Below are 13,785 nucleotides of genomic sequence, written 5' to 3' on the forward strand. Positions count from 1 at the left end.
TTTTGTTGGTCCGGAAGCTAGCGGGCGGTGCGGGTCAGGGCGTCGCGGATCTCGGTGAGCAGGGCGATCTGAGGGTCCTCGGCCGATTCCTCCTTGACGTCCGGGTTGATGCCCAGCCGGCGGTTGCGGCGTTCAATCATGTGGTTCATCGGCAGGATCACCACGAAGTAGATGGCAGCTGCAATCAGCACGAACGAGATGATGCTGGAGATGACGGAGCCGTACTTGAACCCCTCCCAGGCCATTTCCTCGATGCCTTTGGCGTTGAAAAGCAAGCCGATGAGTGGCGTGAGGAGTCCTTCCACGATGGAGGTCACGACGGCGCCGAAGGCGGCCCCCATGACGACGGCGACGGCAAGGTCAACGACGTTGCCCTTCATGATGAAATTCTTGAATCCAGTCAGCATGAACCCACGGTAGCCCGGGCCCGGCAGGCTCAGCGGTAGGCTGGCGCGGCTTCCAGGCCGAAATACTCTTCGATGGTGGCGACGCCGCGCTTGTGCATGTCGCCCGCGGCCTCGGTACCGATGTAGCGCAGGTGCCAAGGCTCGTAGAAGTAGCCGGTGACCGGGTGGGCCATCCAGGGGTAGCGGACCACGAAGCCGAAGCGGTGCGCATTGGCCTTGGCCCACACGGCGGCCGGCTGTTCCGCGAAGCAGGGCTGGAAGCTGCAGGCCCCTCCGCCGTCGCCGATGTCAAAGGACCAGCCCGTCTGGTGCTCGGAGTAACCGGGCCGCGCGGAAGCCGTGTCCGCCTCGGCGCGCCCCCGGGCGTTCGCGTAGCCGTTGTAGGTGGCCGTCTGGGTCGCGTAGGAACGGTAGCCGCTCGCCAGGGTCAGGATCACGCCGTCCGCCGCGGCGGCTGCAAACATCCGCTCGGCGGCCGCCGCCGTCGTGCTGTTCAGCTGCGCGGCCTCGCCGGAAACCGCCAGCCTGACGGCCGGCTGCACGAGGTCGGGCGGAACGAACGTGGCGGGGGAGAGCGGCCGGTGCTTGTTCACCACCACCCACGGGCTCGCAGGATCGGTCAGGGAATGCTTCCGGGCCGGCCCGGACGCGGCCGGTCCGGAAGCCGCAGGCGCGGAGGCTGACGGCGCTGCGTCGGCCGTGGGTGTGGGGGCGGTGGCGCTGGCCACTCCCGCGGAGGTGGTCGTCGCCGTAGGCGAGCCGGAGGCGGAAACCGCGGCGGAGGAACGCTCAGTTGGCACAGCCGTGCTGGAGGATGGCTCCGGGCTGCTGCCGGGGCTACAGCCGGCCACGGCGGTAAGGAGAGCCAGTGCCGTTCCCGCCGCGAGCAGGCGCCCGAGCGTCCGCTGGCTCGGGGTTGCCGGGCCCGGGGAAGTGCCGGCGCTGTCGTGGCACACCTGTGCTAGACCTTGCGCAGCAACATGCGTCGGATGGAGTGGTCGGCGTCCTTGGTCAGCACCAGCTGGGCCCGGCCGCGGGTGGGGAGGACATTTTCTTCCAGGTTCGGCTCGTTGATGCGCTTCCAGATGTCCCGGGCGGTCTGCTCGGCCTCCGAATCGGAGAGCGTCGCATAGCGGTGGAAGTAGGATTCGGGCTGTGCGAAGGCGGTAGTACGCAGCTTGCGGAACCGGTCCACATACCACTCCTCGATATACGAGGTCTTCGCGTCCACGTAGATGGAAAAGTCGAAGAAGTCGCTCAACGCCAGGCCCTGCCGGCCGTCATGCCGCGGGCGTGCCGGCGCCAGGACGTTCAGGCCCTCGACAATCAGCACGTCCGGCCGGCGGACCACAACTTCCTTGCCCGGAACGATGTCGTAGGTGACGTGCGAGTACCAGGGGGCCCGCACTTCCTCGGCCCCGCTTTTGACCTCGCTCACGAAGCGCAGCAGTGCGCGGCGGTCGTAGGACTCCGGAAATCCCTTGCGCTCCAGGAGTTGACGGCGCTTGAGTTCGGCGAGGGGGTAGAGGAACCCGTCGGTGGTGATCAGCTCGACGTTCGGGGTGCCGGGCCAGCGCCGCAGCATTTCACGCAGTACGCGGGCGATGGTCGATTTGCCCACCGCCACGGAGCCGGCCACGCCGATCACGAAGGGGGTGCGCTGGGTTTTCTCGCCCAGGAAGGTCGTGGTGGCCGCGTGGAGCTGGTTGGCGGCCTCGACGTAGAGGTGCAGCAGCCGGGACAGCGGGAGGTAGACCTCGCGGACCTCCTTCATGTCCAGGGGGTCGCCCAGGCCGCGGAGGCGGAGCACGTCCTCTTCGTTGAGGGGCTGCTCCATCTGGGCAGCGAGCCGGGACCAGGTCTGCCGGTCCAGCTCAACGAACGGGGAGACGCCCTCGCCGTTCGCTTCGTTGCGTTGCAAAGTCACCTTAGAGATTCTGCCCTTGACAACGCCCAGAGCGAAATGGACACCCCGCCAGCCGCCAGCGGCGGGCCCGGACCGGCACATCCTACGTCGGACGACCGGGAAACCGGTTAGGCTTATGTCCATGTGCGGAATCGTTGGATATGTAGGCCGCTCGGCTGGCCGGGTAAATACTGAACACAAAGCCCTGGACGTTGTCCTGGAGGGATTGCGGCGCCTTGAGTACCGCGGCTATGACTCCGCCGGGATCGCGGTCGTGGCGGACGGTGCCATTTCTTCCCGCAAGAAGTCGGGGAAACTGAGCAACCTGATCACCGAACTGGAGGCCCACCCGCTGCCGGACGCCCTCACCGGCATCGGGCATACCCGCTGGGCAACCCACGGCGGCCCCACGGACCTGAACGCGCACCCGCACCTGTCCGACGGCGGCAAGCTGGCGCTCATCCACAACGGCATCATCGAAAACTTCGCGGAGCTGAAGCAGGAACTCGTGGGCGAAGGCGTGACCTTCCTCTCCGAGACCGACACCGAGGTGGCCGCAGCGCTGATCGGTGACATCTACCGCAACCAGCTGGGCGGCGACAACGCCAACGGCGGCCTGACCAAGGCCATGGAACTTGCCTGCCAGCGCCTCGAGGGCGCCTTCACGCTGCTCGCCGTGCACGCCGACCAGCCCGACGTCGTCGTGGCCGCCCGCCGCAACTCCCCGCTCGTGGTGGGCCTGGGCGAGGGCGAGAACTTCCTCGGCTCCGACGTCTCCGGCTTCATCGACTACACCCGCCGCGCCGTGGAACTGGGCCAGGACCAGATCGTCACCATCACCGCCGATACCGTCGCGATCACCGACTTCTACGGTGCCCCGGCCGAGGGCAAGGAATACTACGTCAACTGGGATCCCGCTTCCGCGGAGAAGGGCGGCTTCCCGTCCTTCATGGAAAAGGAAATCCACGACCAGCCGGACGCCGTGCTGCAGACCCTGCTGGGCCGGTCGGACGTCGACGGCAAGCTGACCCTCGACGAACTCCGGATCGACACGGAACTGCTGAAGAGCGTGGACAAGATCATCGTCCTGGCATGCGGCACGTCCGCCTACGCCGGCCAGGTCGCGAAGTACGCGATCGAACGCTGGTGCCGGATCCCCACCGAGGTCGAGCTCTCGCACGAGTTCCGCTACCGCGATCCGATCGTGGACGCCAACACCCTGATCGTTTCCATCTCACAGTCCGGCGAGACCATGGACACGCTGATGGCTGTCCGGTACGCCAAGGAACAGGGCGCCAAGACGGTGTCCATTTGCAACACCAACGGCTCCACCATCCCGCGCGAGTCCGACGCCGTGCTGTACACGCACGCCGGTCCGGAAATCGCGGTGGCCTCCACCAAGGCGTTCCTCGCCCAGATTGCGGCCGCCTACCTGCTGGGCCTGTACCTGGCACAGCTGCGCGGCAACAAGTTCCAGGGCGAGATCAAGGACATCCTCGCCGACCTGGGCAAGATCCCGGCCAAGATCCAGCAGATCCTGGACAATGCCGACGCGATCAAGAAACTCGGCCATGACATGGTGGACGCCAAGTCCGTGCTGTTCCTGGGCCGCCACGTCGGCTTCCCGGTTGCCATGGAGGGTGCGCTCAAGCTCAAGGAGCTCGCCTACATCCACGCCGAAGGCTTCGCCGCCGGCGAGCTCAAGCACGGCCCGATCGCCCTGATCGAGGAAGGCCAGCCGGTCTTCGTCGTCGTCCCGTCGCCCCGGGGCCGCGACTCGCTGCACGCCAAGGTCGTCTCGAACATCCAGGAAGTCCGTGCCCGCGGCGCCAAGACGATCGTGATCGCCGAGGAGGGTGACGAAGCGGTGAAGGCCTACGCCGAGCACGTCATCTACATCCCGGAGACCCCGACCCTCCTGGCCCCGCTGCTGTCCACCGTGCCCCTGCAGATCTTCGCGCTGGCACTCGCCAGCGCCAAGGGCTACGACGTGGACCAGCCGCGGAACCTGGCCAAGAGCGTGACCGTAGAATAGCCGCATGATTGTTGGCATTGGCGTAGACGTCGTAGACATTGAGCGGTTCGGCCGGCAGCTTGAGCGCACCCCCGGGTTGCGCGACAGGTTGTTTGTCCCGGCCGAGCGGGAACTGAACACCCGGTCCCTGGCCGCGCGGTTCGCGGCCAAGGAGGCCGTGGCCAAGGTGCTCGGCGCGCCCGCCGGAATGAACTGGCAGGACTGCTGGATCGGCCTGGACCAGAACGGACCCACCGTCCAGGTCAAGGACACGGTACTGGCCGTGGCCGAGTCGAGAGGCGTCAAGCGCTGGCACCTCTCGATCAGCCACGACGGCGGCATCGCCACCGCCACGGTGATCGCCGAAGGCTAAGCACATGATCAGCGCCTATACCGGTACCCACATTCGAGGCCTCGAGAAGCAACTCCTTGAGGCGAGTGCGGACCCTGGTATGGGCGCTGTTCTCATGCAGCGGGCCGCCTACGGGCTCGCCAACGCGGTCATCCGGGAACTCCAACGCCGCGGACTGCGGCCCTACGGCTCCAGCGTCACCGTGCTTGCCGGCAAGGGCAACAACGGAGGCGACGGCCTCTACGCCGCGGCGCTGCTGGCCCGCCGGGGCCTGCGGACGACGGCGGTGCTCACCGCCGGCGACGCCCATCCAGGCGGGCTGGCGGCCTTCCGCGCCGCCGGCGGCCGGGACACCGCCCTCACCGACGGCAACGCCAGGGACCTGGCTGCCGACGCCGCCCGCGCCGACGTCGTCATTGACGCGGTCCTGGGAACCGGCGCGCAGGGTGGGCTGCGCGGCGCGGCCGGCACGCTGATCGAAGAGCTGCAGCGCAGCCGCCACGGGCTGGTTGTTGCCTGCGACATCCCCAGCGGCGTCGACGCCGACACCGGCGAAGCGCACGCCCCTGTCCTGGCCGCGGACGTCACCGTGAGCTTCGGGGCCGCGAAGGCCGGCCTGCTCGCCGACCCGGGCGCGGACTTCACCGGCCGGCTCCGGACCATCCCGATCGGCATCGAGGACGCGCTGGTGCATCCGGAGCTGCGGCGCCTCGAGGCCGCGGACCTGGCCGCGCTGCTCCCGCAGCCCGGCCGCCGCTCGCACAAATACTCCCGGGGCGTGCTCGGCGTCGTGGCCGGATCCGCCCGCTACCCGGGGGCGGCCGTCCTCGCCTGCCGCGGCGCCCTGGCCGCGGGTGCCGGCATGGTCCGCTACGTGGGCCCGCCGGAGGTCGCGGACCTGGTCCGCCAGGCCTGCCCCGAAGTGGTGTGCGGCACGTCCGTCGCCGACGCGCACGTCCAGGCCTGGCTGCTCGGATCCGGACTCGACGCCGGCGCCCACGAGCAGCTGGAGCGGGTCCGCGAGGCGGCAGCCGCCGGACTTCCCACCGTGGCCGATGCCGGTGCGCTGCCGGCCCTGCCCCGCGAACTGTCCCCGCACACCGTGCTGACCCCGCATGCCGGCGAGCTGGCCGCCCTGCTGGAACGTTACGGCGCCGGCCCCGGCCGGACCTCCGTCGAGGGCGCAACGCTCGCCGCCGTCCGGCAGGCCAGCGGGCTCACCGGAGCGACCGTGCTGCTCAAGGGCGCCACCACCCTGGTGGCTGCCCCCTCGGGGGCGGTCTTCAGCCAGGCCGAAGCCAGCCCGTGGATGGCCACCGCCGGCAGCGGCGACGTCCTGGCCGGGGTGCTCGGCGCCCTGCTGGCACAACTCCCGGAGGGCTCCGGCGCCTTCAGCGCCTTGGGGCTCGAGGGGCCGGACCGGTGGGCCGCCGTCGCCGCGATGGCGGCCAGCCTGCACGGCCGTGCCGGAACAGCTGCCTCGGACGGCGGGCCGCTGACGGCGTCGGACATTGCCGGAGCCCTGCCGGAGGTTATCGCGAAGCTGTAACAAAAGCGCGCGCCTCGCGCCTCCGGTAAATTAGTAACCTTACTTACAAGTAGTCTGTCTAGAGATTGTCCGCATCGCACGAGGAGTACACATGGAAGTCTGGCCCGGAACGGCTTACCCGCTGGGAGCCACTTTTGACGGCACCGGCACCAATTTTGCCCTGTTCAGCGAGCAAGCGGAGCGGGTTGAGCTCTGCCTCCTGGCCGACGACCTGAGCGAGACGCGGATCGAACTGACCGAGGTGGACGGCTACGTCTGGCACTGCTACCTGCCGCAGATCCAGCCCGGACAGAAGTACGGCTACCGGGTGCACGGCCCGTACGACCCGGCGAGCGGAAACCGCTTCAACGCCAACAAACTGCTGATGGACCCGTACGCCAAGGCAATCCAGGGCCAGATCGACTGGGACCCGGCGCTCTTCTCCTACGAATTCGGCGACCCCGATTCGCGCAACGACGCCGATTCGGCACCGCACACCATGCACGGCGTCGTCATCAACCCGTACTTCGAGTGGGACGGTGACCGCCAGCTGCGCGTCCCCTACCACGAGTCGGTCATTTACGAGGCCCACGTTAAAGGCCTGACCGAGCTGCACCCGGAAATCCCCGAAGAGCAGCGCGGCACCTACGCCGGTGTGGCCCACCCGGCGGTCATTGAGCACCTGAAGAAGCTCGGCGTCACGGCGATCGAGCTCATGCCGGTCCACCAGTTCGTCAACGACGGCACCCTGGTGGAGAAGGGCCTCAACAACTACTGGGGCTACAACACCATCGGCTTCTTTGCCCCGCAGAACACCTACAGCTCCTCCGGCGACGTCGGACACCAGGTCCAGGAGTTCAAGGCCATGGTCCGCGAGCTGCACCGGGCCGGCATCGAGGTCATCCTCGACGTCGTCTACAACCACACCGCCGAAGGCAACCACCTCGGCCCCACCCTTTCCTTCAAGGGCATCGACAACCAGGCGTACTACCGCCTGGTCGACGGGGACCTGAAGCACTACATGGACTACACCGGCACCGGCAACTCGCTCAATGTCCGGCACCCGCACTCGCTGCAGCTGCTGATGGACTCGCTGCGCTACTGGGTGACGGAAATGCACGTCGACGGGTTCCGCTTCGACCTCGCCTCCACGCTGGCCCGCGAGTTCTACGACGTCGACAAGCTCTCCACCTTCTTCGAACTGATCCAGCAGGATCCGATCGTCTCCCAGGTCAAGCTGATCGCCGAGCCGTGGGACGTCGGCCCCGGCGGTTACCAGGTGGGCAACTTCCCGCCGCAGTGGACCGAATGGAACGGCAAGTACCGCGACACCGTCCGGGACTTCTGGCGCGGCGAACCGTCCACCCTGGGCGAATTCGCCTCCCGCCTGACCGGCTCCGCGGACCTGTACGAGAGTTCGGCTCGGCGCCCGGTGGCCTCGATCAACTTCGTCACCGCGCACGACGGCTTCACCATGCGCGACCTGGTCTCCTACAACGAGAAGCACAACGAGGCCAATGGCGAGGGCAACAACGACGGCGAATCGCACAACCGCTCCTGGAACTGCGGCGAAGAGGGCGACTCCGACAACGACACGGTGTTGACCCTCCGCGCCCGCCAGCAGCGGAACTTCATTGCGACGCTGCTGCTCTCCCAGGGCGTGCCGATGCTGCTGCACGGCGACGAACTGGGCCGCACCCAGCAGGGCAACAACAACACCTACTGCCAGGACTCCGAACTGAGCTGGGTGCACTGGGAAGCCATGGACCAGCCCCTCGTGGAGTTCACCGCGTTCGTCAACAAGATCCGCCACGACCACCCGACGTTCCGCCGCAGCCGCTTCTTCGACGGCCGCCCGGTCGTCCGTGGTGAGGGCGAGAAACTGCCGGACATCGTTTGGCTGAAGACCGACGGCACCGGAATGCTGCCGGAGGACTGGGACAGCGGCTTCGGCCGGACCATCGGCGTGTTCTACAACGGCCACGGCATCCAGGAACAGGACTCCCGGGGCCGCAGGATCACCGACGACAGCTTCCTGATGGCCTTCAACGCCCACGACGACAGCGTGGACTTCGTGCTGCCCAACGACGAGTACTCGCCCTTCTGGGAGATCCTCGTGGACACCGCGGACCAGGCCGATACGGACGAGCCGCTCAAGGCAGGGTCGACCCTGACGCTGGCAGCCAAGTCGATGGCCGTGCTGCGCGCCTACTCAGGCCCCGAGATCGAGGTCGACCACTCCGCAGCCGCTTCCCTGGCCTCCATGGCCGAGCACGAGGACGCGCAGGAGGAGATGGCGGAAGCCCAGACGAAGGCCGCCGAAGCCAGCGAAGCGAAGGCCACTGCTTCATGAGGACCCCCGTCTCGACCTACCGGCTCCAGATCCGGCCGGGCTTCACCCTGCAGGACGCCGCCGACACCGTGCCCTACCTGAAGTCCCTTGGGGTCGACTGGATCTACCTGTCTCCGATCCTGACGGCCGAGCAGGGCTCGGACCACGGCTACGACGTCACCGACCCCGCCGCGATCGACCCGGACCGCGGCGGGCCGGAGGGGCTGGCAGCGGTGTCGCGCGCGGCGCGGGAGGCCGGCATGGGTGTGTTGGTGGACATCGTGCCCAACCACGTCGGCGTCGCCACCCCGGTCCAGAACCCGTGGTGGTGGTCGCTGCTCAAGGAAGGCCAACAGTCGCGCTACGCCCAGGCGTTCGACGTCGACTGGGACTTCGGCGGCGGCCGGATCCGGATCCCGGTGCTGGGCGAGGACGCGGACGTGGACGCGCTCGAGATCCGTGACGGCGAACTGCGCTACTACGACCACCGTTTCCCGCTGGCCGAGGGCAGTTATACCGCAGGTGACTCCACCGCCGACGACCCGCGCGCGGTCCATGACCGGCAGCACTACGAGCTGGTGGGCTGGCGCCGTGCGGACACCGATCTGAACTACCGCCGGTTCTTCGCGGTCAACACCCTCGCCGGGATCAAGGTTGAGGTCCCGGAGGTCTTCGATGAGGCGCACGAGGAGGTTGTCCGCTGGTTCCGGGAGGGCCTCGTTGACGGCTTGCGCATCGACCACCCGGACGGCCTCGCGGATCCGGCAGGCTACCTCCGCCGGTTGCGCGAAGTGACCGGCGGGGCCTACCTGCTGATCGAGAAAATCCTGGAGCCCGGTGAAGAGCTTCCGGCCGGCTTCGAGTGCGAGGGGACCACCGGGTACGACGCCCTCGCGGACGTGGACCGGCTCTTCGTCGACCCCGCCGGCCAGGCGGGCCTCGACGCCCTGGACACCTCGCTGCGCGGCGGCACGCCCGCCGACTATGAGGACATGATCCGCGGCACCAAGCGCCGGATCACCGACGGCATCCTGCACTCGGAGATGCGGCGGCTCGCCCGGCTGGTACCGGCGTCCGCCGGCCTCAGCCCGGAGGCCGCCGTCGATGCGCTGTCCGAGATCACCGCGGCCTTCCCGGTCTACCGCAGCTACCTGCCCGAGGGCGAGGGCGTGCTGCGCGAGGCATGCGAACTCGCCGCCCGGCGGCGTCCCGAGCTGGAACCCGTGGTGCAGGCGCTGCTCCCGCTGCTGCTGCATGCCGGCCCCGGGCCCGACGCCGAGCTGGGCCGCCGCTTCCAGCAGACCTCCGGCATGGTGATGGCCAAGGGTGTGGAGGACACCGCGTTCTTCCGCTACACCCGGCTCGGCACCCTCACCGAGGTCGGCGCGGACCCCACCGAGTTCGCGCTGTCCGCCGACGAGTTCCACGCCCGGATGGCACGCCGCCAGGCGGGCCAGCCGCTGTCGATGACCACGCTCAGCACCCACGACACAAAGCGCAGCGAGGACACCCGGGCCCGGATCTCCGTGCTTGCGGAGCTGGCCCCGGAATGGACGGCCTCGCTGCGCCGGCTGCAGGAGCTGGCGCCCCTGCCCGACGGCCCGCTGGCCAACCTGCTGTGGCAGGCCGTGGCCGGGGTCTGGCCCGCGGACCGGGAACGCCTCCAGTCCTACGCCCAGAAGGCGGCCCGAGAGGCCGGCAATTCGACGAACTGGCTGGACCCGGACCCGGACTTCGAAGCGAAACTTGCAGCCGCCGTCGACGCTGCGTTCGACAACGCCCAGGTGCGCGCCGAACTCGATTCGCTGGTGGACCTGCTGGAACCCTACGGCTCCGCCAACGCGCTCTCCGCCAAACTGGTCCAGCTCACCATGCCGGGCGTGCCGGACGTCTACCAGGGCACCGAGTTCTGGGACCGGTCGCTGACCGACCCTGATAACCGGCGGCCGTTCGACTTCGGGGCGCGGCGCGCCGCCCTCAAAGCGATCGACGCCGGTGAGCGGCCGGCGTCGTACCGGGAGGACGCGGCGAAGCTGCTCGTGACCTCGCGGGCGCTGCGGCTGCGCCGGGACCGGCCGGAGCTGTTCGCCGGCTACGCCCCGGTTGCTGCCACCGGAGCCGCCGCCGAACACCTGGTCGCCTTCGACCGCGGCGTCGGCACGCCCGGGGCCCTCACCCTGGCCACAAGGCTGCCCCGCGGCCTCGAACAACGCGGAGGCTGGCAGGACACCGCCATCGGCCTCACCGTCGCCATGACGGACCAGCTCAGCGGCAGGTCCTTCGGGCCGGGCACGACGGACGTGGCGGAGATCCTCCGCGACTACCCGGTGGCCCTGCTGGTGCCGGGCGCCTGAATGCACGAACTGACGAACCAACTTAGGGGAACGGCAATGACTCTGCCCGCACACGGAACCGCACGCTTCGACCTCTGGGCACCGGAAGCGCAGGACGTCACGCTGCTGGCCGACGGCCGGCACTACCCGATGGTCCGGTCCGGGTCCGCCGGCTGGTGGAGCGCGCCGGAGGCACCGGCCTCCGGCGACGTCGACTACGGCTACCTGCTCGACGGGGATTCCACCCCGCTGCCGGATCCRCGCTCACGCCGCCAGCCCGGGGGAGTGCATGCACTCTCGCGGACCTTCGACGCCGGCAGCCACGAATGGGCAGACGGGCAGTGGAAGGGCCGCGGCCTGCAGGGCGGCGTGATCTACGAGCTGCACCTGGGCACGTTCACGCCCGAGGGGACGCTGGACGCCGCGATCGGCAAGCTCGGCTATCTCGCCGACCTCGGCATCGACTTCGTCGAACTGCTGCCGGTCAACGGGTTCAACGGCACCCACAACTGGGGCTACGACGGGGTCCTCTGGTACGCCGTGCACGAGGGCTACGGCGGCCCGGCCGCCTACCAGCGATTCGTCGACGCCGCCCACGCCGCCGGCTTGGGCGTCATCCAGGACGTCGTCTACAACCACCTCGGCCCCAGCGGCAACTACCTGCCCCGGTTCGGGCCGTACCTCAAGTCCGGGGAGGGCAACACCTGGGGCGACTCGGTCAACCTGGACGGCCCCGGCTCCGACGTCGTCCGCCGCTACATCCTCGACAACGCAGCCATGTGGCTGCGCGACTACCACGTGGACGGCTTGCGGCTCGATGCCGTGCACGCCTTCAAGGACGAGCGGGCGGTCCACCTGCTGGAGGAATTCGGGGCGCTCGCCGATGAGGTCTCCGCCGAAACCGGACGCCCTGCGACGATGATCGCCGAGTCGGACCTGAACAACCCGCGGCTGCTCTACCCGCGGGAGGTAAACGGCTACGGCCTGGCTGGGCAGTGGAGCGATGACTTCCACCACGCGGTCCACGTCAACGTCAGCGGCGAGACCACCGGCTACTACAGCGACTTCGATTCGCTCGCGGCCCTCGCGAAGGTCCTGGTGGACGGGTTCTTCCACGACGGCAGCTACTCCAGCTTCCGGGAGCGGCACCACGGCCGGCCCATCAACACCGCCCTCGTGCACCCGGCCGCCCTCGTGGTCTGCAGCCAGAACCACGACCAGATCGGCAACCGGGCTACCGGCGACCGGCTCTCCCAGAGCCTCGGCTACGGGCAGCTGGCGCTCGCAGCGGTCGCGACCCTGGCCTCGCCCTTCACCCCGATGCTGTTCATGGGTGAGGAATACGGCGCCACGACGCCCTGGCAGTTCTTCACCTCGCACCCGGAGCCGGAGCTGGGCAAGGCCACGGCGGAGGGCCGGATCAAGGAGTTCGAACGGATGGGCTGGGACCCCGCCGTCGTGCCCGACCCGCAGGACCCGGCCACGTTCACCCGCTCCAAGCTGGACTGGTCCGAAGCCGAGTCCGGGGAGCACGCGCGGCTGCTGGAGCTGTACCGGAAACTTATCGCGCTGCGCCGTGCGACCCCCGAGCTGGCCGGGCTCGGGTTCGAGGACACCGCAGTGGCGTTCAGCGAGGAGGAGGGCTGGCTGCGCCTGCGCCGCGGCAGCGTGGAGGTCGCGATGAACTTCTCTACCGAACCCCGCCAGATAGCCGTGGACGGCGGCGCGCTGCTGCTGGCCACCGAGGACGGCGTCGCGCTGTCCGCCGGCCGCGTGGAACTGCCCGGCCACAGTGCCGCCGTCGTCTCAAACTAGGACAGGATAATAGCCATGACTTATGTTGCAGCAGAGAACCGATACGAGACGATGCCCTACCGCCGGGTGGGACGCAGCGGACTGAAACTGCCGGCCATTTCCCTGGGCCTCTGGCACAACTTCGGCGATGACAAGCCCTTCGAAGTGCAGCGGGCCATCCTGCGCCGCGCCTTCGACCTGGGTGTCACCCACTTCGACCTCGCCAACAACTACGGCCCGCCCTACGGCAGCGCCGAGACCAACTTCGGCCGCCACTTCAAGGACGACTTCAAGCCGTACCGCGACGAGCTCATCATCTCCAGCAAGGCCGGCTACGACATGTGGCCGGGGCCCTACGGCAACTGGGGCTCCCGGAAGTACCTGCTGGCCAGCCTGGACCAGTCGCTGGGCCGGATGGGCCTGGATTACGTGGATATCTTCTACAGCCACCGCCCGGACCCCGAGACGCCGCTGGAAGAGACCATGGGCGCCCTGGACCAGGCCGTGCGCTCCGGCAAGGCGCTCTACGCCGGCATTTCGTCCTACACTCCGGAGCAGACGCTCGAGGCGGCCCGGATCCTGAAGGAACTCGGCACCCCGCTGCTGATCCACCAGCCCAGCTACTCGATGCTCAACCGCTGGACCGAGAATGGCAGCCCCAACCTCTACGAGGTGCTGGAGCAGGTGGGTGCAGGGGCCATCGCTTTCTCGCCGCTGGCGCAGGGCATGCTTACCGACCGCTACCTCAACGGTGTCCCCAAGGATTCCCGTGCGGCGCAGGACAAGTCCCTGGACGAGGCGATGATCACCGGGGAGAAGCTGGACCGCGTGCGCGGGCTCAACCGGATTGCCGAGGGCCGGGGCCAGACCCTCGCGCAGCTGGCGATCGCCTGGATCCTGCGCGAGCAGGGCAAAGGCACCTCGGTGACGTCCGCCCTGGTCGGCGCGTCCAGCGTCCGACAGCTGGAGGACACCCTGGCCGCGATCAACAACCTGGACTTCACGGCCGACGAGCTGGACGCGATCGACGAGTTCGCCGTCGAGTCCGACATCAACCTCTGGGCCCAGAAATAAGCCCCGGCGGCGCCGTTCCGCGGCGCCGCCGGCTGACGTAACAGA

At 68.7% G+C, this 13,785-nt stretch carries 10 protein-coding genes; 7 read left to right on the forward strand and 3 right to left on the reverse strand.

From position 1 onward, the window contains the following. Window positions 1-17 precede the first annotated feature (17 nt). The 3 genes from mscL to coaA are packed head-to-tail and all read right to left on the reverse strand — an operon-like array spanning window position 18 to window position 2,334. Window positions 18-407, reverse strand: a complete 390-nt coding sequence (gene mscL / locus AC1DGE_RS11505; RefSeq protein ID WP_441417066.1) for a large conductance mechanosensitive channel protein MscL — start codon at window positions 405-407, stop codon at window positions 18-20. A 29-nt stretch (window positions 408-436) separates the two neighbouring features. After that, entirely contained in the window at window positions 437-1,363 is a 927-nt protein-coding gene (locus AC1DGE_RS11510) for a M15 family metallopeptidase (RefSeq protein WP_476917480.1), read from the reverse strand. A gap of 5 nt (window positions 1,364-1,368) precedes the next feature. After that, window positions 1,369-2,334 (reverse strand): type I pantothenate kinase, encoded by a 966-nt coding sequence (coaA, locus tag AC1DGE_RS11515; protein WP_441417068.1) that lies wholly within the window; start codon window positions 2,332-2,334, stop codon window positions 1,369-1,371. 121 nt (window positions 2,335-2,455) lie between these two features. On the opposite strand from coaA, the gene glmS reads away from it, so the two are divergent. The 7 genes from glmS (at window position 2,456) to mgrA (ending at window position 13,740) form a co-directional block, all read left to right on the forward strand. Then, window positions 2,456-4,348, forward strand: a complete 1,893-nt coding sequence (gene glmS / locus AC1DGE_RS11520; protein WP_441417069.1) for a glutamine--fructose-6-phosphate transaminase (isomerizing) — start codon at window positions 2,456-2,458, stop codon at window positions 4,346-4,348. A 4-nt stretch (window positions 4,349-4,352) separates the two neighbouring features. Beyond that, the gene (locus tag AC1DGE_RS11525; RefSeq protein WP_476917481.1) at window positions 4,353-4,700 is read left to right on the forward strand and encodes a holo-ACP synthase; all 348 of its coding nucleotides are present in this window, start codon (window positions 4,353-4,355) and stop codon (window positions 4,698-4,700) included. Between the two features lie 4 nt (window positions 4,701-4,704). Further along, a complete protein-coding gene (locus AC1DGE_RS11530; protein ID WP_476917482.1) occupies window positions 4,705-6,228 on the forward strand; it encodes an NAD(P)H-hydrate epimerase in 1,524 nt (507 codons plus the stop codon). Window positions 6,229-6,319: 91 nt separating this feature from the next. Continuing rightward, window positions 6,320-8,560: a glycogen debranching protein GlgX gene (glgX, locus tag AC1DGE_RS11535; protein ID WP_441417071.1), complete on the forward strand. Its 2,241-nt coding sequence runs from the start codon at window positions 6,320-6,322 to the stop codon at window positions 8,558-8,560. After that, a complete protein-coding gene (gene treY / locus AC1DGE_RS11540) occupies window positions 8,557-10,893 on the forward strand; it encodes a malto-oligosyltrehalose synthase (RefSeq protein ID WP_476917483.1) in 2,337 nt (778 codons plus the stop codon). Before glgX ends, treY begins: the two co-directional genes overlap by 4 nt. Window positions 10,894-10,929: 36 nt before the next feature. After that, window positions 10,930-12,687 (forward strand): malto-oligosyltrehalose trehalohydrolase, encoded by a 1,758-nt coding sequence (gene treZ, locus AC1DGE_RS11545; protein ID WP_476917484.1) that lies wholly within the window; start codon window positions 10,930-10,932, stop codon window positions 12,685-12,687. 15 nt (window positions 12,688-12,702) lie between these two features. Further along, window positions 12,703-13,740, forward strand: a complete 1,038-nt coding sequence (mgrA, locus tag AC1DGE_RS11550; RefSeq protein ID WP_476917485.1) for an L-glyceraldehyde 3-phosphate reductase — start codon at window positions 12,703-12,705, stop codon at window positions 13,738-13,740. Window positions 13,741-13,785 lie beyond the last annotated feature (45 nt).

Source organism: Arthrobacter sp. 05N425 (genome assembly GCF_056397125.1).

Excerpts from the sequence above, each read along its gene's own strand:
- mscL (WP_441417066.1), bottom strand. The coding sequence starts at position 407 with ATGCTGACTGGATTCAAGAATTTCATCATGAAGGGCAACGTCGTTGAC.
- glmS (WP_441417069.1), top strand. The coding sequence starts at position 2,456 with ATGTGCGGAATCGTTGGATATGTAGGCCGCTCGGCTGGCCGGGTAAAT.
- AC1DGE_RS11525 (WP_476917481.1), top strand. The coding sequence starts at position 4,353 with ATGATTGTTGGCATTGGCGTAGACGTCGTAGACATTGAGCGGTTCGGC.
- AC1DGE_RS11530 (WP_476917482.1), top strand. The coding sequence starts at position 4,705 with ATGATCAGCGCCTATACCGGTACCCACATTCGAGGCCTCGAGAAGCAA.
- glgX (WP_441417071.1), top strand. The coding sequence starts at position 6,320 with ATGGAAGTCTGGCCCGGAACGGCTTACCCGCTGGGAGCCACTTTTGAC.
- treY (WP_476917483.1), top strand. The coding sequence starts at position 8,557 with ATGAGGACCCCCGTCTCGACCTACCGGCTCCAGATCCGGCCGGGCTTC.
- mgrA (WP_476917485.1), top strand. The coding sequence starts at position 12,703 with ATGACTTATGTTGCAGCAGAGAACCGATACGAGACGATGCCCTACCGC.